Raw genomic sequence first — 19,551 nt, 5'->3', positions numbered from 1 at the left:
CGTGGATGTTCGCGCTCGCGAGGGATGGAGGTTCAATGCTGGAAGACGAGATACGCACCACACCCCTCGCATCGGCCGACGCCCTGGCCGACCGTCCCGTCGCACCCGTGCACGGCGCCCCCGCCGACGCGACCGCCCCCGTCGCCGATCAGCCGGCGCCGGGCGCCGTCCCCGAGGGCGACCCCGGCTCCGAGACGCACTTCGGCTCCTTCGCCGCCGAGCACCTGTCGCCGTCGTTCCCGCAGCGCGCGCCCTGGGGAACGGCCCAGCGCCTGCGTGCGTGGCAGGCCGAGGCGCTCGACCTGTACTTCGGCCTCGACGGGCCCGACGGCGAGGGCAAGGGTCCCCGCGACTTCCTCGCCGCCGCGACCCCCGGCGCCGGGAAGACGACGTTCGCCCTCCGCCTCGCCTCCGAGCTCATGCGCCGCCGCGTCGTCGACCGCATCGTCGTCGTCGCCCCGACCGAGCACCTCAAGACCCAGTGGGCCGAGGCTGCGGCCCGGGTCGGCATCCGTCTCGACCCGTACTTCTCCAACCGGCACGCCGCGCCGTCCCGGCAGTACCACGGCGTCGCCGTCACGTACGCCCAGGTCGCGGTCAAGGCCGACGTCCACCAGCGCCTGACGATGGATGCCAGGACCCTCGTCATCCTCGACGAGGTCCACCACGGCGGCGATGCGCTGAGCTGGGGCGACGCGCTCCGCGAGGCGTACAGCCGCGCCACCCGCCGCCTGCTGCTCTCGGGGACGCCGTTCCGCAGCGACACCGCGCCCATTCCGTTCGTGGAATACCACCCGAACGAGAAGGGCATCCGCCTCTCGCGCACCGACTACGCCTACGGCTACCGGCGCGCCCTCGACGACGGCGTCGTCCGCCCCGTCTTCTTCCTCGTCTACGCCGGCCAGATGCGCTGGCGGACGAAGGCCGGCGAGGAGATGGAGGCACAGCTCGGGCAGGACAACACGAAGGACATCACCTCCCAGGCCTGGCGCACCGCGCTCGACCCGAACGGCGACTGGATCCCCGCCGTCCTCCGCTCCGCCGACCGCCGCCTCACCGAGGTGCGCGAGACGGTCCCGGATGCCGGCGGTCTCGTCATCGCGACCGACCAGACGGCCGCCCGCGCATACGCCGCCATTCTCGAGGACATCTCCGGCGAGAAGGTCACCGTCGTCCTCTCCGACGAGGCGGAGGCGTCCGGCCGCATCGAGACGTTCTCGAAGGGGACGAGCCGCTGGATGGTGGCGGTCCGCATGGTGTCCGAGGGCGTGGACGTCCCGCGCCTCGCCGTCGGCGTGTACGCCACGAGCGCGTCGACCCCGCTGTTCTTCGCCCAGGCCATCGGCCGTTTCGTCCGCGCCCGCCGCCGCGGCGAGACCGCAAGCGTCTTCCTCCCCAACGTCCCGCAGCTGCTCGCCCTCGCCGGCGAGATGGAGGCGCAGCGCGACCACGCCCTCGACCGCGACAGCGACGCGGACGACCAGTGGAACGCCGAAGAGGACATGATGGATGCCGCCGAGCGCGAGGACAAAGCGTCCGACGCGCTCGAGCAGGAGTTCGAGTACCAGGCGCTCGGCTCGCTCGCCCATTTCGACCGCGTGATGTTCGACGGGCAGGAGTTCGGTCAGCTCGCCGTGCCCGGGACGGTCGAGGAGGAGGAGTTCCTCGGCATCCCGGGTCTCCTCGAGCCCGAGCAGGTGCACGAGGTGCTCATGTCGCGCGCGACCCGGCAGTCGCGCCACCGCTCCACCCGCGAGGCCAACGAGAAGGCCGCGGGGCAGGAGCCGCCGACGGTGGACGAGGGTGGCCTGCCGCAGCCGCTGCACCGCACCCTGAAGGAGCAGCGCCAGCTGCTGAACAGCATGGTCGGGCTCTACGCCCGGCAGAGCGGCGAGGCCCACGGGCTCGTTCACGCGGAACTGCGGCGGATCTGCGGCGGCCCGGCCGTCTCGCACGCCACCGTGGCACAGCTGCAGGCGCGCATCGAGGTGCTGCGCAAGCGCGTCCACTCCTGACGCGCGCTTTCGTTCGTGTCCCGCGCGTTCGCCCCGCGCGTTCGTTCGTGTCGCGGGCATTCTGCAGGGCCGGTGGTGCGGGTGATCACGGGTGGGGCGAGCGTGGCGCGGGCCTGCGGGTCGGTCCTGCAGAATGCGCGGGCAATGGCCGGCGACGCGCGCGACGGCCGGCGCGGCCCCGCGGTCCGCCGTCCGTTTCGCGCGCCCGAAACACTGGCATCCGGCGTCCGAGATCCGCGGGAAGACGCGGTTCGGAGGCCCGAAATGCTGTCAGTATCGGCCGACGCGCCCGGACGCCGGGGTGCGCCTCATTACGGTGGGGGGCGACCTGAAGGAGAACCGTGACGACCCTCGCCACACCGACCGCCCGCGACCGCCGTCGCTGGGCCCGCTACCTCGTCGACGAGCGCGCCGAGGCCCGCGTGTATCGCGAGCTCGCGTCCCGGCGTACGGGGGAGGAGCGGGCCATCCTGCTCGAGCTCGCCGAGGCGGAGGGACGCCACGAGGACCACTGGCTCGACCTCCTCGGCGACACCCCGCAGCGCCTGCCGCATGCCGGTGTCCGCACGACGCTGCTCGCGTGGATGGCGCGCCGCTTCGGGTCGATCTTCGTCCTCGCACTGGCGCAGAACGCCGAGGCCCGGTCGCCGTACGCCGACGAGCCGTACGCGACCCCCGCGATGGCCGCCGACGAGCGGGTGCACCACGAGGTGGTGCGCGGTCTCGCCGCCCGCGGTCGACGGCGCCTGTCCGGAACCTTCCGCGCCGCCGTGTTCGGCGCGAACGACGGGCTGGTCTCCAACCTCGCCCTCGTCATGGGCATCGGCGCGACCGGCGTCGCCCCGGGCTTCGTGCTGTTCAGCGGCATCGCGGGCCTGCTCGCCGGCGCGCTGTCGATGGGCGCGGGCGAGTTCGTCTCGGTGCGGTCCCAGCGCGAGCTGCTCGAGGCCACCGAGGAGAGCGACTACGCCGACTCCGCCCTCCCGCACCTGGACCTGGATGCCAACGAGCTCGCCCTCGTCTACCGCACACGGGGGATGGACGCGGATGCCGCCCTCGACAAAGCCCGCGAGGTCGTCACGGCGGCGCAGGCCGGCAGGGCGCCCGTCGGCGCCGCGCCGGGGGAGTCCGCGGACGACGTCGTCGGGAGCGCGTGGGGTGCGGCCTTGTCGAGCTTCCTGTTCTTCGCGTCGGGCGCGATCATCCCGGTGCTGCCGTGGCTGCTCGGACTGTCCGGCGTCGTCGCAGTCGTCCTCGCGCTCGCCCTCGTCGGCGTCGCGCTCCTGGCCACCGGCGCGATGGTCGGCCTGCTGTCGGGCGCGTCCCCGCTCAAGCGCGGACTGCGGCAGCTCGCCATCGGCTTCGGGGCCGCCGCCGTGACCTACGTGCTCGGACTGCTGTTCGGGGTGTCCGCGGCCTGAGCCGGTGGCATCCCGCCCTTCGCGCCGGTGCCGGGCGGGACCGCGATCGCCCGGCGTCGCGCGACGCCCCCGCGCCTCAGCCCAGGCTGGCCATCACCCGCGCGGCCTCCCGCACCGCGGTGTCGTTCTTGCGCCCGGCGCGCGAGCCGCCGAGCTTCGCGGCGATGTGCTCGCTGACGGTCACCGGCTCGTACAGGGCGGGGGCCTCGCGCGAGACGAAGTGCGGCAGCGGCGCGATGACGGCGTCGGCGTTGCCGTCGTGGAAGAACGCGGCCGACCGTCGCCGCTCGATCGTGCCGTCGATGACGGGCGGCTTGACCCGGTGCAGCGTCGACATCCACTTGTCGTTCGTGAGGCGCGCCGCGACGTCGCCCAGGTTGACGAGCAGGGCCCCGTCGGCGGGGGAGACGTCGTTCCACGACCCGTCCTGTGCGAGCACCTGCAGGCCCTTCACCTGGTCCGCCCACAGGACCGTCACGAGCCCGAAGTCGGTGTGCTCGCCCATGCCGGTCAGCTCGCCGTCGAGCTCGATAGTCCCGGGCGGCAGCGCGTAGTTGTTCATGCGCAGGACGTCGATCGAGTGGTCGGTCATCCCGTCGAAGAAGTCCTCCGGCGCCCGCAGGGCCGCGGCGAAGATGCGGGTCAGGGTGTGCGCCACGCGGCGCGCCTCGTCGTAGTAGGTGCGGACGGCCGGCTCGAACAGTGCGGTCTCGGCAGGCCAGGTGTTCTTGGCGTAGTCCGCGGGGGTCGCGGTGCTGCCGGGATACTCCGCCGCCGACGTCCCCACGTTGAACGCCTCGAAGAAGTCGTTCATCCGCGTGACCGGGTCCACGCCGAGGCTGTAGCTGAGGGACTCGCTCTTCGGCGGGCTGTACCCGCGGTTCTCCCCGGCGGGGCGCACGTACGCTTTCTTGGCGGCCAACGGCAACGCGAAGAACTCGTCGAGCCCGGCCTCGAAGTCGGAGATCACGGCATCCGCGATGCCATGACCCTTGATCTGCATGAAGCCGACGGTGCGGCACGCGTGGTCGACGGCGGCGACGACGGCGGCGCGCGAATCGGGCGAGCCGCGGCCGACCCAGGCCGAGATGTCGATCGTGGGCACCTGGAAGCGAGGCATGGGGATCCGTTCTGCGAGGGACGCCTCGACGCTACGGCCGCCGTGTCACGCCGGTGTTACCCCGGGGTCACGTACAAAACCAGAAAGACCCCCGGGCGAACCCGGGGGTCTTTCTCATCTGTGCGCGAGGGGGGACTTTCCCCACCGCCCCTCCACCCGCCGCTGCGCGGCGCGCGGAGCCTCTCGGGCGGCGTGGGCCCAACCCCGCGAGGGTTCAATGTCCTCCCGCCCGGGCACACAACGACGAAGGCCCCCGGATGAACCGGGGGCCTTCGTCGTTCTGTGCGCGAGGGGGGACTTGAACCCCCACGCCCTATACGGGCACTAGCACCTCAAGCTAGCGCGTCTACCTATTCCGCCACCCGCGCATCTGGGTGTCGGCGCTTTCGCAACCGAGGAACGACATTACCACGCTCTGGACCCGCCCTCGAATCGGCGGCGCCCGCCGGGCGCGTCCCGGGGCGTCACCTGCCGGGCGCGGGCCATCGGCGCGGGTACCGTAGTCCGCATGTCCACGCCCGGAACCGACATCCCCGAGGTGGCCCGCGTCGCGGCCGACCTCATCCGCTTCGACACGTCGAACTACGGCGGGGGGCGCTCCGAGGGCGAACGAGAGGCCGCCGAGTACGTCGGTGCGTACCTGGAACAGCTCGGTCTGAAGCCCGAGTACTACGAGCCCATCCCGCGTCGCACGAACGTCAGCGCGCGCATCCCCGGCCGCAACCGGGACAAGCCGGCGCTCATCCTCCACGGCCACCTCGACGTCGTCCCGGCCGTCGCCGAGGACTGGAGCGTCGACCCGTTCGCGGGGGAGATCCGCGACGGCATCCTGTGGGGACGCGGAGCGGTCGACATGAAGAACATGGATGCCATGATCCTCACGGCCGCCGCGGACCTGCTGCGGGCGGGGGAGCAGCCCGAACGCGACATCATCGTCACGTTCTTCGCGGACGAGGAGAACGGCGGCGTCGAAGGATCGGCCCTCGTCATCAAGGACCGCCCGGAGTGGTTCGCCGGGGCGACCGAGGCGATCAGCGAGGTCGGCGGCTACTCGATCGCCGTGGGCGACCGCCGCGCCTACCTGCTGCAGGTCGGCGAGAAGGCGCTCATCTGGATCAAGCTCGTCGCACGCGGCCGCGCCGGGCACGGCAGCCGCCTCCACCCCGACAACGCCGTCACCGCGCTGTCGGAGGCCGTCGCCGCGCTCGGCCGCACCGAGTGGCCGGTCCGCCTGACCGACACGACCACCCAGCTGCTGGCGGGACTCGCCGAGCTGACGGGTGATGACGCGGGTGATCCGGACGCGCTCGCGGACCGCACCGGACCCGCCGCCGCCTTCGTGCGTTCGACGCTGCGGACCACCACGAACCCGACCGGGCTGACCGCCGGCTACAAGCACAACGTCATCCCCGACCGCGCCGAGGCGCTCGTCGACGTGCGCGTCCTGCCGGGCACCGAGGAGGCGGCGCTGGCCGACATCCGGCGCATCGTCGGGCCCGCCGTGGAGGTGGAGATCGTGCACCAGGACATCGGTCTCGAGGTGCCCTTCGGCGGCGACCTCGTCGACGCGATGGTCGCGCAGCTCGGCCGCCACGACCCGGGCGTCCCCGTCATCCCGTACCTGCTCGGCGGCGGCACGGACAACAAGGCCCTCTCCTCCCTCGGAATCTCCGGTTACGGGTTCGCGCCGTTGCGACTCCCGTCCGACCTCGACTTCACCGGTATGTTCCACGGTGTCGATGAGCGCGTCCCCGTCGACGCACTCGAGTTCGGTCGTCGAGTCCTCGCCGACCTCATCCGGACGTACTGAAGGACCATATGCACATCTTCGAGGTCATCATCCTCGGGCTCGTCCAGGGCCTGACCGAGTTCCTCCCCATCTCCTCCAGCGCGCACCTGCGCATCGTGGGCGAGATCCTTCCCTCGGCGACGGACCCGGGCGCGACGTTCACCGCGATCACCCAGATCGGCACCGAGATCGCGGTGCTCCTGTTCTTCTGGCGCACCATCGTGCGCATCATCACGCGGTGGGCGCAGTCGCTGAGCGGCAAGGTCCCGCGCAACGACCCCGACGCCCGTATGGGCTGGCTAATCATCATCGGGACCATCCCGATCGGCCTGCTGGGATTCGCGTTCCAGAGCGTGATCCGCGACACGTTCCGCAACCTGTGGCTGGTGGCGATCGTGCTGATCGTCTTCGGCATCATCCTCGGCATCGCCGACCGCTACGGGCGCCGCACGCGGGAGCTGAAGGACATCACGTACCCGCACGGCCTCGCGTACGGCGCAGCGCAGTCCCTCGCGCTGATCCCCGGCGTCTCCCGCTCGGGTGCGACCACGACGATGGGCCTCGCCCTCGGCTACACGCGCACCGCGGCCGCCGAGTACGCGTTCCTCCTCGCCGTGCCCGCGGTCTTCGCGAGCGGCCTGTACGAGCTGTACCAGAGCTTCGAGGAGCCGAGCGGACCGTACAACCTCGGCGAGACGGCCATCGCGACCGTGGTCGCCTTCGTCGTCGGCTACGCCGTGATCGCGTACCTGATGCGCTACCTGAAGCGCGGCAGCTTCCTGCCGTTCGTGATCTACCGAGTGCTCCTCGGCGCGGTGCTCATCGTGCTGCTGTCCGTGGGCGTGCTGCAGCCGTACTGATCCGGACACGACACGACGGCGCCGTCCCTTCGGGGGCGGCGCCGTCGTCGTTCCCGTGCCCGTTCCTGCATCGCTCGATGAACGCTGTTCGCGCCGAGAAACGCGGGGTGCGCGCGTTCATGAGCGCAGAAAGCGTTCATCGGCGGGCGTCGGCCGCGGACCACCGATCACGCGCAGCAGCGCAGCGCTCAGCGTCGCGGCGGGTCGTCGCGTCCGGGCTTGGCCGGACCTTCACCACCGCGGCGCAGGTACCGTTCGAACTCCTGCGCGATGGCATCCCCCGACGCCTCCGGCGAGTCCCACGTGTCGCGGGTCTGCTCCAGCTGGCGGATGTAGTCGCTCATCTCCTCGTCGTCGGCCGCGGCCGCGTCGATGGAGGCCTCCCAGGCGGCGGCCTCGGCGGAGAGCTCCCCGCGCGGCACGTCCATGCCCGTGATCGTCTCGAGGCGGTCGAGCAGGGCCAGCGTCGCCTTGGGCGACGGGGTGTGACCCGCGACGTAGTGCGGAACACTCGCCCAGAGGCTGGCGGTCGGGATGCCGACGCCCTCGGCCGCGTGACCGATCGCGCTCAGGATGCCGACCGGCCCCTCGTACATGCTCTTCTCGAGTCCGAGGGACTGGCGCACGCCGTCGTTGTCACTCCCGGCGAAGACGGAGATGGGGCGCGTGTGCGGCACGTCGGACATCATCGAGCCGAGAGCGACGAAGCCGGTGACGTCCTCGCGCAGCGCGACGTCGATGAACTCGGCCGAGAACGCCTGCCAGGCGCGCGCGGGCTCGACGCCCACGAGCAGCCAGAACTCGTTGTCGGAGCGTTCGACCGGCCGCAGCAGCGTCGCCTCGGGCCAGGTGAGCGTCCGTCGGCCCTCGGCGTCGAGGCCGATCTGCGGGCGCGTGTACTGGTAGTCGAAGTACAGCTCCGGATCCACCGTGTGGACGACCTCGTAGCCCCGATCGGCACGCAGGAGCGCCGCAGCGGCGGACGCCGCCTCTCCGGCGTCGTTCCACCCATCGAATGCGGCGACGATGATCCGGCGACCCAGTGCGTCCACACGACCTCCTCTGCCCGGTCCGGGCTGACTTCCAGGATAGGCGCATGCGGCGCACGGCGGCCGGAGGGGGCTGCCCGGCGCGCTCCCTCCCGGGCCGGGGCGGGCGGGCGGGGGGAATGGGTGGGCGCTCGATACGATGGAACGATGACCACTCCCGTTCCCGCCGCCGTCCTGTGGGACATGGATGGCACCCTCGTCGACACGGAGCCCTACTGGATGGCGGCCGAGAAGCCGCTGGTGGAGAGCTTCGGCGGCACCTGGTCGCACGCGCAGGCTCTCGGCATGGTCGGCCTCGCGCTCGAGGACTCGGCGGCGCTGCTGCAGAACGCCGGCGTCCGGATGAGCGTCGACGAGATCATCGCCCACCTCACGGACGAGGTGCTCCGTCAGCTCGCCACGACCGGTGTCCCGTTCCGTCCCGGCGCCCGTGAGCTCCTGGCGGACCTGCGCCGCGCGGGAGTGAAGACCGGGCTCGTGACGATGTCGATGCGGCGCATGGCCCTGTCGGTGGTCGACCTCATCGACTTCCCCGCCTTCGACGTCGTCGTCGCCGGGGACGACGTGGAGCGCCCGAAGCCGTTCCCCGACCCTTACCTGCAGGCGGCCGCCGCGCTCGGCGTCGACATCGCCGACACCGTCGCCATCGAGGACTCGCCGAACGGCCTGCGCTCGGCGATCGCCAGCGGTGCCGTGTCCCTCGGCATCCCGCTCATGGTGTCACTCGACGAGGTCGGCGCCCACGCCCTGTGGCCCACGCTCGAGGGCCGCACCGCCGACGACCTGGCCGTGCTGCACGCCGCGCACGCCGCCGCCCCCACCCGCTTGGAGACCCGATGAGCGAGACCCCCCACCTGAGCGGCCCCTTCCGGGTCGGCGATCGCGTGCAGCTCACCGGTCCGAAGGGCCGCCTGCACACGATCACGCTCCGCGAGAACGGCGAGCTGCACACCCACAACGGCGTCCTCAAGCACGAGATCCTCGTGGGCGAGCCCGACGGCAGCGTCGTCACCAACAGCTCCGGCCACGAGTACCTGGCCCTCCGCCCGCTGCTGCGCGACTTCGTCATGTCGATGCCGCGCGGCGCCGCGATCGTCTACCCGAAGGACGCGGCGCAGATCCTCGCCGCGGCCGACATCTTCCCCGGTGCCACCGTCGTCGAGGCCGGCGTCGGCTCGGGTGCTCTGTCGCTGTGGCTGCTGCGCGCGATCGGCCCGTCCGGCCGCCTCGTGTCGTTCGAGCGCCGCGAGGAGTTCGCCGACGTCGCCCGCGCCAACGTGGAGACCTTCCTCGGGACCACACCCCCGACGTGGGACGTCGTCGTGGGCGACCTGGTCGAGAGCCTCCCCGACGCGGTCGCGCCCGCCTCGGTGGACCGCGTCGTGCTCGACATGCTCGCCCCCTGGGAATGCATCGACGTCGCGGCCGACGCCCTCACGCCGGGCGGCGTCGTCCTCTGCTACGTCGCCACGGCCACGCAGCTGAGCCGGGTGGCGGAGTACATCCGCAACACGGGTCTCTTCACGGACCCGGATGCTTCGGAGACCATGGTCCGCGGATGGCACGTCGAGGGCCTCGCGGTCCGACCCGACCACCGCATGGTGGCGCACACCGGCTTCCTGCTGACCGCCCGTCGTCTCGCGCCCGGCGCCGTCCCGCCCGAGGTCAAGCGGCGCGCGTCGAAGTCCAGCTACGGCGACGAGGACGTCGAGCTGTGGACGCCCGGCGCGGTCGGCGACCGCGAGATCACGGACAAGAACCTCCGCAAGCGCATCCGGGAGGCGCAGAAGGCCGCCGCGGGCGTCAAGCAGTCCGCCGACGCCGCGACCGGCGCGGCGGAGCCCGCGGATCCGACCGCCTAAACTGTTCCGGTGCGCAGACTCCCCGCCTTCGTCGCCGTGACCGCCCTGGCCGGATTCGGCCTGGTCGGCTGCTCGGCATCCGCCGCCTCCTCGTGCCCGGCTCCGACCTCCGATGCGCGGCTCGACGACCTCGTCACGGTGTCAGGCGACTTCGGCGAGATCCCCGACGTCGAGCTGCGCACGCCGTTCGTCGCCGAGGACCGCTCCGTCGAGACGGTCATCCAGGGCGACGGCACGCGCATCACCGAGGCGGACCAGACGGTCCTGCTCGACCTCACCGTCTACAACGGCGAGACGGGGGAGCGCATCGTCAGCTCCCGCTACGACGGCAACACGCAGAACGCGCAGCCCCTCTCGGTGTGGGACCAGACGTTCCCCGACTTCTCCGGCGCGCTGCTGTGCGCGACCGAGGGCTCGCGTCTCGTCGTCTCGCTTCCCTACGACAGCGTCGGCGAGCAGGCCGCGACCGGTCTCGGCATCCCCGCGGGCGGCTCGGCCGTGGTCGTGGCCGACGTGCGTCGCGCCTACCTGGCCGCCGCCGACGGCGCCGACCAGTACACCTCCGGCTTCGGTCTGCCCTCCGTCGTCCGAGCGCCCGACGGTCAGCCGGGCGTGACCATCCCCGACGGCGACGCGCCGTCCGAGGTGGTCGTCCAGACGCTGAAGAAGGGCGACGGCGCGGAGGTCACCGCAGACGCGATCACCCGTGTCCACGTGCTCGGCGTCGGCTGGACCGACCGCCGCCAGTTCGTGTCGACGTGGGACACCGCGCCCGTGGCCGTGCAGCCCTCGCAGCTGCCGGAGTCCGTGGCATCCGCCCTCGAAGGCCAGACGGTCGGCTCGCAGGTCCTGGTCGTCGTCCCCGCGGACGACACGACCGAGGAGCAGTCGGCGTTCCGCGCTCCGGCCGACACCGCACTGGTGTTCGTCATCGACGTGCTGGGCGTCGACGACTGAATCGCACCCCGCACCTAGGATGGGCGGGTGCCCCCCAGATCACCTCGCAACGCTCCTGAGGAGCGGCTGGTCAATCTCGTGGTCGCGCTCATGGCGACCGAGCAGGGGCTGACGAAGGACACGATCCTGTCCTCCGTCGCGGGGTATCGCGAGCAGTTCGAGGCCGGGGCGTCGAAGGACGCGCTGGAGAAGATGTTCGAGCGCGACAAGGAGAACCTGCGGGGTCTCGGCGTGCCCATCGAGACCATCGGCGACCGCGCCGATCCGGACGACCTGCGCGAGGCGCGGTATCGCGTCCCGACTGCCGAGTACGCCCTCCCGGGGGACATCGCGTTCACGCCGGCCGAGATCGCCCTCCTCAACATCGCGGGGAGCGTCTGGGGCAGCGAGTCGCTGTCGGCCGACGCGCGGAGCGGTCTGCGCAAGATCCGAGCCCTCGGCATCCCGGTCGACGAGCCGATCATCGGCTACGCGCCCCGTATCAGCCTGCGCGAGGCGTCGTTCCCGGTGCTGCAGCGGGCGATCGAGCAGGGACGCGTCGTCCGTTTCGCCTATCTGCGGCCCGGATCCGCCCACCCGCGAGAGCGTCGCGTGCGTCCGCTGGCCCTCGTCGAGTACGAGGCCCGGTGGCATGTGTTCGGGCATGACCTGAACCTGGATGCCGACCGCACCTTCCTCCTCTCCCGGATCGTCGGCGATGTCGCGGTGACGCGCGAGTCGTTCGACCCCGCCCTGCGCGACGGCGCCGGGGAACGCGCGCTGGCGGGCCTGCGGGCGGTCGCCGACCGGCAGCGCGCGCTGCTCGAGGTCCACCCCGGCACCGAGGCGGCGCTTCGGCTCGCGCGGCGGGCCACGCCGGCGGGACAGGGGATCGTCGTGCCCTACGTCGACCTGCACGTGTTCGCCGACGAGCTGGCGTCGTACGGGCCGGAGGTCCGCGTGGTGGCGCCCGACGATCTGCGCGACGCGGTCGTCGCCCGGCTCGAGGCGACGCTCGCCCTCCACAGCGGAGGTGCGCGATGAGCACGGACCGTCCGCTGCCCGCTCTCGACCGGGCGGCCCTGCTGCTGCAGCTCGTGCCGTACCTCATCGGCAAGGGCGAGGTGTCCGTCGCCGAGGCCGCCGACGACTTCGACGTCAGCCCGGCGCAGATGCGCGCGATGGTGGAGCGCCTGACGGTCATCGGCCTGCCGGGCGAGGCCGGGTACTGGCAGCTGCCGAACGAGCTGTTCGACATCGACTGGGACCTCCTCGACCGCGAGGAGATCATCGCGATCACCAACACCGTCGGCCTGGAGCGCAGCCCGCGTCTGACCGCGCGCGAGGCGGCGGCGCTGCTGGCCGGGCTGCAGCTGGCCCGCACCCTCCCGGGTGTCGGCGACAACGAGCTCGTCACGGGTCTGCTCGCCAAGCTCGCCCGCGGGGCCTCGGCGACGCCGGCGGCCGTGATCGTCGCTCCCGGACCGGTCGACGGGGTCCGCGACGTGGTCGACCGCGCGCTGCGCGCCCACGTCGCCGTGACCTTCACGTACCGGGCTCCGGACGCCGGTCCCACCACGCGGACCGTCGACCCGATCAAGGTGCACATCGCCAACGGGCAGTGGTACCTGCAGGGCTGGTGCCACACCCGTCAGGCCGTGCGGACCTTCCACCTCGACCGCGTCAGCGACCCGACGCTCACGGACATCCCGGCCCTCCATGGGGCCGACCCGGTGCCCGAGCTGTTCGCCCCGAGCGACGACGACGCGCCCACGCGATTCCGCTTCCCGTCGACTGTCGCCCCGCTCATCGGCGACTACCTCGCCCGTGCCGAGATCGAGACCGACGGGGAGACGTCCACGGCGACGCTGTGGCTCGCCGACGAGCACGGCCTCAAGCGCCTCGCGGCGCGCCGGGGCGGCGAGGTCGAGGTCCTCGAGCCGAACGGCGCCCGACAGGCGGCGGCGGCGTGGGCCGCGGCCGGGCTCGAGCAGTACCGCGCCCAGGGCTGAGCGGCCCGGGCCCGTGGCTGGGGCTGCGCGCGGTGCCGAGCGTTTGCCGGGGGCTGGGGGCGTGGTGCCGCGCTTTTGCAGGGGCGGTGGGGCGTGGGGGTGCGAGGTTGCAGGGGCTGTGGGGCGTGGCATCCCTCGTCCGTCACGTGGGGTGACCGGGGCACCGGCGGTCATGCAGAAGACGAGCGCGGTGGCTGGGGGACGGCTATGAGAGCAGCCGTTCCGATGACCGGATGCCGCGGGGAGGTGGCAGAATGGAGGTCCCCGCATTGCTGCGCTTCCCGGCGCGGTCCCGCCCTTGCATCACAGGTACGCTTCAGCGCGCCGGAAAAGGACCAGCAGTGGGACGCCTCATTTACCGCGACCGTGCGTCGTTCGACATCGACGACCGCATCCTCGCCCACCTCCGCATCGTCATCATGAACAAGCTGCGCCGCAACGAGGGCTTCATGCTCCAGGTGCCCGTCAACGAGGGGGTCCGGCAGGCGAGCCTGTGGATCCATGCGTCGAACGCCCTCGTCCTGCAGTTCTACGGCGGCCGCGAACCGGCCATCGACCGCGAGCTCATCGACCAGATGATGCACGACGCCAGCGGCGCCGACGGCCTGACGCTCACCGCAGCGGGCATCGCCCCGGTGCCCGTGCCGACGCACGCCCGGCGCTGAGCCCGGCCGTTCGCACCGAGAAACGCCCGCTGCACCGAGAAACGCCCTCACCCGGCGTTTCTCAGGGCAGCGGGCGTTCCTCGTCGGGGGCGGAAGACTCGAACGCGCGCAGCGCGCGCTGCATCGCACGGACGGAGGAGAAGCCCGACGCGGGCGCCGCGTCGGCGGCATCCATCAGTCCGCTCATCAGCAGGTGACGCGCCGCGCTCGCTCGGTGTCGACGCAGTTCCGCGCCCGGAGTCGTGTCGCGCGCGGCGAACACCCGCGCCAGATGCTGCCGGGAGACGTTCATCGCCGCCACCAGCGACGTGACCGTGACGGCCGGGCTGTGACCCCAGGTTCGGATGTGCGCCATCGCATCGCGGTACAGGCGCTCCCCGGCGGCGACCGCCTCCCGCGGCGGGTCGCGCTCGACGGCCAGCAGCGCGACGGTCGCCCCGAGGACGTTCTGCAGCTCCTCGACGACGGGGAGAGGAGGGGATGCCTCGACGTTGAGCACCGCGTTGACCATGGACGTCAGCATGGTCGGGACGAGGGACTCGTCGGCCGCGGGGAGGACCCGGAGCGCCGTCGACGCGACCGTCGCGGGTCGGGGGAGCGCGAGCTCGATGCGCGCCGTCGGGGCCGTGTTGCGAAGCGAGGCGACACCGCTGCCGTGGGACAGCACCATGTCGCCCGGTGCGAGGGAGAGGTCGTCGTCCACCAGGCGGACGGTCGCCTCACCGGCCACCTGGACCAACAGCTGCAGCGTCTCGCCGGGCCGCGCCGCCCGCGGCGCGCGGATCAGGAGCGCGGGCGTGTGCCACACGCGGCGAGCGACGTAGTGGGCGCCGACCATCTCGTCGGAGACGACCGCCACGTCCCCCGAACCCCCCGGGATCGGGCGCGCCACGCGGCCCCGGGTCCGGAACCAGGAGCGCGCAGCCGCGCCCTCCAGGCGGTAGCGACGCCGTCCGGGCTGCATCGCGTAATCCGTCAACGGTCTCCCCTCGATGCGGGTGCACCTCGATCGGACGCTTTCACGCCCCGCGCGGGCGAACGGTCTCCGACCGGAGCGTCGGGCGGAAAGTCACCCGTCCGCGGTCGTGATGTCTCGTCGCGCCGTCGCGAAGTCACCACCGCGTGCGCGGGAGGCAGGCGGGTCCGCACGATGGCCTGCGTCCTTGACACCGACGGAAGGCACGACAATGACAACCACCCACCGATCCGGGGCATCCGGAGAGTTCATCGACGAGACGGGCGTGAGCCGTCGCACGATCGTCGCGGGCGCGGCGTGGACGATCCCGGTGGTCGCGGTCGCGACGGCCACCCCCGCGGTCGCGGCGACGACGGACCTGAAGCTCGCATTCGACAAGAGCAGCTATTCCGGAGAGGCGTGCAAGACGGTGTCCGGCGTGAAGGTCACGGCGACCCGCAACGGCGTCGCAGCGCCGGGGGAGTCGGTCACGGTCTCGCTGGCGGACGGCTACACGTTCTCGGACGGCTCGACCAGCCACACGGCGACGACCGGGTCGGACGGGTCGATCACCCTCCCGGACATCACCGTGCCGGCGAAGGGCGGAGACAGCACCATGAGCGCGACGAGCGGGAACGCCACAGCGAGCGCGGCCCTGCAGGCGGCCAGCAACGCCGGGGACCTCTGGCGATCCGATACGGGCAAGAAGACCGGTGCGAAGAACGTCGCTCAGGTGTTCACCGACGGGACCGGCTCCGTCTACGCGGTCACGGCGAGCGGCGATCTGGTGGACTCCGGCGGCGGCGTCGTCGCCAGCGGTCTGGACTCGAGCAACATGCGCGTCGCTGCCATTGCCAAGACCACCAACGACGGGGGCACCGCGGTGTTCTACATCAAGGACGGAGACCTCTACCGGTCGGACACGGGGAAGAAGACGGGCGCCACCGGCGTCGCGCAGGTGTTCACGGATGGGACGGGCTCGGTCTACGCCGTGACGAAGAGCGGTGATCTGGTGAACTCCGGCGGAAGCGTCGTCGCCAGCGGCCTCAGCTCCAGCAACACGCGCGTCGCTGCCATCGCCCCGACATCGAACAACGGCGACACCGCGGTGTTCTACATCAAGGACGGTGACCTCTACCGGTCGGACACGGGGAAGAAGACCGGTGCGACGAACGTCGCGCAGGTGTTCACGGACGGGACGGGGTCGGTCTACGCCGTCACGAAGAGCGGCGATCTCGTGGACTCCGGCGGAAGCGTGGTCGACAGCGGTCTGGACTCGAGCAACACGCGCGTCGCCGCGAACGCCAAAACGACCAACGACGGCGGCACCGCCATCTTCTACGTCAAGGACGGCAACATCTACCGTTCCGACACCAAGAAGAAGACGGGCGCCACGAACGTCTCCCAGGTGTTCACGGATGGAACGGGGTCGGTCTACGCCGTCACGAAGAGCGGTGACCTCGTGAACTCCGGCGGAAGCGTCGCCGGAAGCGGTCTGAAGGCCAGCAACCCGCGCGTGGCGGCGATCGCGCCGACGTCCAACGACGGAGACACCGCCGTCTTCTACATCAAGGAGGCCACCTGCTGACACTCGTCGTGAAGGTGACCCGCCCTGATGGCGAGGACGACGGGCATCACCTGGCTCGCGTCGAGTCGGACGGTGCCCCCGCCCGCGCGTGACCGCCCCGCGTCCCGGGCCCAGGCTCATCCTCGGCCCGGGACGCCGGCACCTCCGCCGCGAACGGCGCCCCCGGCACCTCCGCGGTGGACGGCGCCCCCGGCACCTCCGCGAGGAGCGGGGCGTGCAGCGCGTCGAGCGGCAGCTCCAGCTCGAACCGCGCCCCGCGCACGGCGGAGACGTACTGCACGTCGCCGCCGTGCGCGCGGGCGATGCCGCGGGCGATCGGCAGCCCGAGCCCGACGCCGCCCGTCGACCGGGCGGCGTCGAGGCGCACCATCCGCTCGAAGATGCGCTCGCGCTCGTCCGCGGGGACGCCCGGGCCGTCGTCGGTCACCGACACCGTCGCGCGGTCCGCCGACGCGTCGAGGTCGATGGTCACCTCACCGCGAGCGTCCGTCGCGCGGGCGGCGTTCTCGACGAGGTTCGACACCACCTGCGCGATGCGCTGCGGGTCGACGAGTGCCGGCACGGCGGCATCCGGAATCCTCTCCCGCACAGTCAGCGACGGGTGCAGCAGACGCGCCCGCTCCGCCTCGGCGCCCACCAGCGTGCGCAGGTCGGTCCGGACGGGGGCGAGCTCGAGACCGCGATCGACGCGCGCCATCATCAGCAGGTCGTCGACCAGGCGGGAGGCCCGCGCGGCCTCGCGCGCCACGTGCGCCGCGAGCAGTTCGCGGTCGGGCCCGTCGAGGTCCGCGCGGACGAGGGTGTCGGCGGCGGCGCGGATCCCCGCGACGGGCGTGCGCAGCTCGTGCGCGGCGTCCGACAGGAAGGCCCGAAGCCGCGCCTCCGCGGCGACGGCGGCGTTCTCGGCGCCCACGACGTCGTCGAGCATGTCGTCCAGCGCGGTCGCGACGCGGCCGATCTCGGTGTCCGGACGCGTCGGGTTCAGGCGCCGCTCGCGCTCGCCGGCGCCGATCGAGCGCGCGACCTGCGACACGCGGTCCAGCGGCCGCAGCGTCGCCCGGACCACCAGCACGATCGCGCCCGCCGACAACAGCAGGATCGCCGCGGACGCGAGCCCCATGACCCACCGCACCTGCACCAGCGTGTCCTGGACGCCCGCGGCGGACGCGGTGAGCGTCAGCACCGATCCGTCGCTGAGCGTCGACCGCAGCGTCACCAGATCGTCGTCACCGGACACCTCGGATGCCGTGACCGTGACGCCCGTGGCATCCTGAGTCGTCGTCGGCGTGCGGTCCTCGCCGCCCGGCCCGCCCGCGGGAGGACCGCCGGGAGGCCCGTTCCGCAGCTGATCGGGACTCGGGCCGGCCACCACGGACCCGCCGCTCGCCCCATCGATGCGGACCGCCAGGCCCTGCGCCGACAGGCGGTCGGCGAGGTCGGCGTCGTCGACCGTCCCGACAAGCGACGCGGTGGCGGCCGCGCGGTCACGGAGGCGGTCCTCGATCTGGGCGCGGAGCCGTGCGCCCAGCGCCACGTCGACGGTGATCGTCAGGACGAGCAGCAGGACCGCGACCAGCGCGAGCACGGCCGCCGCGGTCCGGAGCCGCAGCGAGCCGGTCCGCAGCGGACGGGGCGCGCTCACGCCGTGCTCAATCGGTATCCGAGGCCGCGGACGGTGTGGATGAGACGCGGTCCGTGGGCCTCCATCTTGCGGCGCAGTGCGCTGAGGTGCACCTCGACGAGGTTCGGGTCGTAGTCCTCGTACCCCCACACCTGCGTCAGGATCTGGGTCTTCGACAGCGTGCGCCCGCGTCCGTCGGCCAGAAGGTGGAGGAGTCGGAACTCCGTGGCGGTGAGGTCCAGCGTCTCGCCCGCGCGGCGGGCGACAGCGGCGTCGGGATCGACCACGAGGTCGGCGACGGCGATGGTCTGCGGCAGCCGCCCGCGACGTCGGAGCACCGCACCGGCCCGGGCGACGAGCTCGGCCATCGTGAACGGCTTGACCACGTAGTCGTCCGCGCCCTCGCTGAAGCCGCGCAGCCGGTCGTCCACCTCGTCGCGGGCGGTGAGCATGATGACGGCGATGTCGCCGGTGGCGCGGATGAGGGGGAGCAGACGGATGCCGGACGGTCCCGGCATCATCCAGTCCAAGATCACCAGGTCGGGGCGGAACGCCTGCAGCCGGTCCGCCAGATCCGTGCCGTCGGCCGCGCCCTCGGCGACGAAACCGTCGGCGCGCAGGGCCGTGACGACGGCGAGACGGATGGTCTCGTCGTCGTCGACGACGAGGACACGGGCGGCAGCGGACATCCGCTCCACGGTAGGGCGGACGGCTGGGCGACGGTTATGCGAACGGTATGCGATCGCCCCCGGGGTGGCGGCTTCAGCTGGGCTTCAGACACGGCTCGAAGGCTGGTCATCGACACGGCGGAGAACGCCGAGAAGGAGAAGATGATGACCGATCAGAACATCCCCGCCGACGGCGACGCCGAGCGTCGCGACGAGGCGGAGGCCGCCCGCCTCGACGCCGCTCCCTCCGACGCGGATCGCTCGGAGACCGCCCGGCTGGATGCGGCTCACGCCGACGCGGACCGTGCGGAGACCGCCCGGCTGGACTCCGCGGGCGACGCGCAGACACTGCCGCTCACGCCGTACGAGGGGGCGTCCGGGGCTCCCGCGGGCCCTGCGGCTGCGGCGCCTGTGGCACAGAAGAAGCGCACGTGGGCGCGACCGGCGCTGATCGTCGGCGCCGTCGTCGTCGCTGCGGGTCTCGCCGGCGGGACGGCGGCTCTGGCCGCGCAGCCGACCGGTGCGACGAGCGCCTCCACGGCTGCGCCCGCCCCCGCCGACGGGGGAGCGCCGACCGCGCTGCCCACTCCTGGCACGGATGCCCCGACCCCGCCGGCCGACGGCACGGCACCCACTCCGCCCGCCGACGGCACGGCTCCGACCCCGCCGACCCGCGGCGAGGGACCCGGCGCCTGCGGTCCGGGGGAGCGTCCCGGCCCGCCGAGTGACGCCGAGGGCGGACCCCGCGGACCCCGCGGCGAGGCCCCCACCCCGCCGGCCGACGGCGAGGCTCCCACCCCGCCCGCCGACGGCGAGGCTCCCACCCCGCCGGCCGACGCCCCGACCCCGCCGGCCGACGCGCCGACCCCCGGCGCGACGCCGTCGCAGGGCAGCTGACCTGGGGGCCGTGGCATCCATCCCCGGTCTGTCTGCCGCGCGGACTCGTGCCGTCGTGCGGAGTCCGGGTCGGACACGCCGGGGAGGGATGCC

At 72.6% G+C, this 19,551-nt stretch carries 17 protein-coding genes and 1 tRNA gene; 12 read left to right on the top strand and 6 right to left on the bottom strand.

What is annotated here, in order from left to right; genetic code table 11:
• Window positions 1–35 precede the first annotated feature (35 nt).
• Window positions 36–2,015, top strand: coding sequence for a DEAD/DEAH box helicase (locus tag ACO03V_RS08865; protein ID WP_423137334.1), 1,980 nt, complete (start codon window positions 36–38; stop codon window positions 2,013–2,015).
• A gap of 341 nt (window positions 2,016–2,356) precedes the next feature.
• Complete coding sequence (locus ACO03V_RS08860) at window positions 2,357–3,436, top strand: VIT1/CCC1 transporter family protein (protein WP_423137333.1); 1,080 nt, start codon at window positions 2,357–2,359, stop codon at window positions 3,434–3,436.
• A gap of 76 nt (window positions 3,437–3,512) precedes the next feature.
• Here ACO03V_RS08860 and ACO03V_RS08855 read toward each other — a convergent pair whose 3' ends face one another.
• Window positions 3,513–4,556, bottom strand: a complete 1,044-nt coding sequence (locus ACO03V_RS08855) for an isopenicillin N synthase family dioxygenase (RefSeq protein WP_423137332.1) — start codon at window positions 4,554–4,556, stop codon at window positions 3,513–3,515.
• A gap of 283 nt (window positions 4,557–4,839) precedes the next feature.
• Window positions 4,840–4,924 (bottom strand) — tRNA-Leu (locus tag ACO03V_RS08850).
• Between the two features lie 140 nt (window positions 4,925–5,064).
• Here ACO03V_RS08850 and ACO03V_RS08845 point away from each other — a divergent pair.
• The gene (locus tag ACO03V_RS08845) at window positions 5,065–6,366 is read left to right on the top strand and encodes a M20/M25/M40 family metallo-hydrolase (RefSeq protein ID WP_423137331.1); all 1,302 of its coding nucleotides are present in this window, start codon (window positions 5,065–5,067) and stop codon (window positions 6,364–6,366) included.
• Window positions 6,367–6,374: 8 nt separating this feature from the next.
• Window positions 6,375–7,205, top strand: a complete 831-nt coding sequence (locus tag ACO03V_RS08840) for an undecaprenyl-diphosphate phosphatase (RefSeq protein WP_423137330.1) — start codon at window positions 6,375–6,377, stop codon at window positions 7,203–7,205.
• A gap of 188 nt (window positions 7,206–7,393) precedes the next feature.
• Here the strand turns inward: ACO03V_RS08840 and ACO03V_RS08835 are convergent, their stop codons facing one another.
• Window positions 7,394–8,257, bottom strand: a complete 864-nt coding sequence (locus tag ACO03V_RS08835; RefSeq protein ID WP_367726984.1) for a PAC2 family protein — start codon at window positions 8,255–8,257, stop codon at window positions 7,394–7,396.
• Window positions 8,258–8,401: 144 nt separating this feature from the next.
• On the opposite strand from ACO03V_RS08835, the gene ACO03V_RS08830 reads away from it, so the two are divergent.
• The 6 genes from ACO03V_RS08830 to ACO03V_RS08805 all read left to right on the top strand — a co-directional run bounded on the left by ACO03V_RS08830 (window position 8,402) and on the right by ACO03V_RS08805 (window position 13,729).
• Window positions 8,402–9,094, top strand: coding sequence for an HAD family hydrolase (locus ACO03V_RS08830; protein WP_367726983.1), 693 nt, complete (start codon window positions 8,402–8,404; stop codon window positions 9,092–9,094).
• Window positions 9,091–10,116: a tRNA (adenine-N1)-methyltransferase gene (locus ACO03V_RS08825; RefSeq protein ID WP_367726982.1), complete on the top strand. Its 1,026-nt coding sequence runs from the start codon at window positions 9,091–9,093 to the stop codon at window positions 10,114–10,116. The genes ACO03V_RS08830 and ACO03V_RS08825 overlap by 4 nt, the downstream gene beginning before the upstream one ends.
• Before the next feature lie 9 nt (window positions 10,117–10,125).
• Window positions 10,126–11,073 (top strand): FKBP-type peptidyl-prolyl cis-trans isomerase, encoded by a 948-nt coding sequence (locus ACO03V_RS08820; RefSeq protein WP_423137329.1) that lies wholly within the window; start codon window positions 10,126–10,128, stop codon window positions 11,071–11,073.
• Window positions 11,074–11,163: 90 nt separating this feature from the next.
• Window positions 11,164–12,096 carry a helix-turn-helix transcriptional regulator gene (locus ACO03V_RS08815; protein WP_423137500.1) on the top strand — a complete coding sequence of 311 codons (933 nt, stop codon included), beginning with the start codon at window positions 11,164–11,166 and terminating at the stop codon, window positions 12,094–12,096.
• Complete coding sequence (locus tag ACO03V_RS08810) at window positions 12,093–13,064, top strand: helix-turn-helix transcriptional regulator (RefSeq protein ID WP_423137328.1); 972 nt, start codon at window positions 12,093–12,095, stop codon at window positions 13,062–13,064. The genes ACO03V_RS08815 and ACO03V_RS08810 overlap by 4 nt, the downstream gene beginning before the upstream one ends.
• Before the next feature lie 341 nt (window positions 13,065–13,405).
• Window positions 13,406–13,729, top strand: a complete 324-nt coding sequence (locus tag ACO03V_RS08805; protein WP_367726977.1) for an ATP-dependent DNA ligase — start codon at window positions 13,406–13,408, stop codon at window positions 13,727–13,729.
• A gap of 61 nt (window positions 13,730–13,790) precedes the next feature.
• Here ACO03V_RS08805 and ACO03V_RS08800 read toward each other — a convergent pair whose 3' ends face one another.
• Entirely contained in the window at window positions 13,791–14,588 is a 798-nt protein-coding gene (locus ACO03V_RS08800; protein WP_423137326.1) for a helix-turn-helix domain-containing protein, read from the bottom strand.
• Between the two features lie 328 nt (window positions 14,589–14,916).
• On the opposite strand from ACO03V_RS08800, the gene ACO03V_RS08795 reads away from it, so the two are divergent.
• Window positions 14,917–16,272 carry a hypothetical protein gene (locus ACO03V_RS08795; protein WP_423137325.1) on the top strand — a complete coding sequence of 452 codons (1,356 nt, stop codon included), beginning with the start codon at window positions 14,917–14,919 and terminating at the stop codon, window positions 16,270–16,272.
• Between the two features lie 46 nt (window positions 16,273–16,318).
• Here ACO03V_RS08795 and ACO03V_RS08790 read toward each other — a convergent pair whose 3' ends face one another.
• Window positions 16,319–17,914 (bottom strand): HAMP domain-containing sensor histidine kinase, encoded by a 1,596-nt coding sequence (locus ACO03V_RS08790; protein ID WP_423137324.1) that lies wholly within the window; start codon window positions 17,912–17,914, stop codon window positions 16,319–16,321.
• Window positions 17,911–18,582 carry a response regulator transcription factor gene (locus tag ACO03V_RS08785; RefSeq protein WP_423137323.1) on the bottom strand — a complete coding sequence of 224 codons (672 nt, stop codon included), beginning with the start codon at window positions 18,580–18,582 and terminating at the stop codon, window positions 17,911–17,913. Before ACO03V_RS08785 ends, ACO03V_RS08790 begins: the two co-directional genes overlap by 4 nt.
• A 144-nt stretch (window positions 18,583–18,726) precedes the next feature.
• On the opposite strand from ACO03V_RS08785, the gene ACO03V_RS08780 reads away from it, so the two are divergent.
• The gene (locus ACO03V_RS08780) at window positions 18,727–19,458 is read left to right on the top strand and encodes a hypothetical protein (protein ID WP_423137322.1); all 732 of its coding nucleotides are present in this window, start codon (window positions 18,727–18,729) and stop codon (window positions 19,456–19,458) included.
• The last annotated feature ends 93 nt before the right edge of the window (window positions 19,459–19,551 follow it).

This window comes from Microbacterium sp. HMH0099 (genome assembly GCF_049384025.1).
GTDB lineage: Bacteria > Actinomycetota > Actinomycetes > Actinomycetales > Microbacteriaceae > Microbacterium.
Note: the sequence above shows the minus strand (reverse complement) of the source record. Positions and strands in the feature narration are given on the sequence as shown.

What these genes read in the sequence shown, in the direction of transcription:
- ACO03V_RS08865 (WP_423137334.1), top strand. Translation starts at nt 36, where the DNA reads ATGCTGGAAGACGAGATACGCACCACACCCCTCGCATCGGCCGACGCC.
- ACO03V_RS08855 (WP_423137332.1), bottom strand. Translation starts at nt 4,556, where the DNA reads ATGCCTCGCTTCCAGGTGCCCACGATCGACATCTCGGCCTGGGTCGGC.
- ACO03V_RS08845 (WP_423137331.1), top strand. Translation starts at nt 5,065, where the DNA reads ATGTCCACGCCCGGAACCGACATCCCCGAGGTGGCCCGCGTCGCGGCC.
- ACO03V_RS08840 (WP_423137330.1), top strand. Translation starts at nt 6,375, where the DNA reads ATGCACATCTTCGAGGTCATCATCCTCGGGCTCGTCCAGGGCCTGACC.
- ACO03V_RS08830 (WP_367726983.1), top strand. Translation starts at nt 8,402, where the DNA reads ATGACCACTCCCGTTCCCGCCGCCGTCCTGTGGGACATGGATGGCACC.
- ACO03V_RS08825 (WP_367726982.1), top strand. Translation starts at nt 9,091, where the DNA reads ATGAGCGAGACCCCCCACCTGAGCGGCCCCTTCCGGGTCGGCGATCGC.
- ACO03V_RS08815 (WP_423137500.1), top strand. Translation starts at nt 11,164, where the DNA reads ATGGCGACCGAGCAGGGGCTGACGAAGGACACGATCCTGTCCTCCGTC.
- ACO03V_RS08810 (WP_423137328.1), top strand. Translation starts at nt 12,093, where the DNA reads ATGAGCACGGACCGTCCGCTGCCCGCTCTCGACCGGGCGGCCCTGCTG.
- ACO03V_RS08795 (WP_423137325.1), top strand. Translation starts at nt 14,917, where the DNA reads ATGACAACCACCCACCGATCCGGGGCATCCGGAGAGTTCATCGACGAG.
- ACO03V_RS08785 (WP_423137323.1), bottom strand. Translation starts at nt 18,582, where the DNA reads ATGTCCGCTGCCGCCCGTGTCCTCGTCGTCGACGACGACGAGACCATC.
- ACO03V_RS08780 (WP_423137322.1), top strand. Translation starts at nt 18,727, where the DNA reads ATGACCGATCAGAACATCCCCGCCGACGGCGACGCCGAGCGTCGCGAC.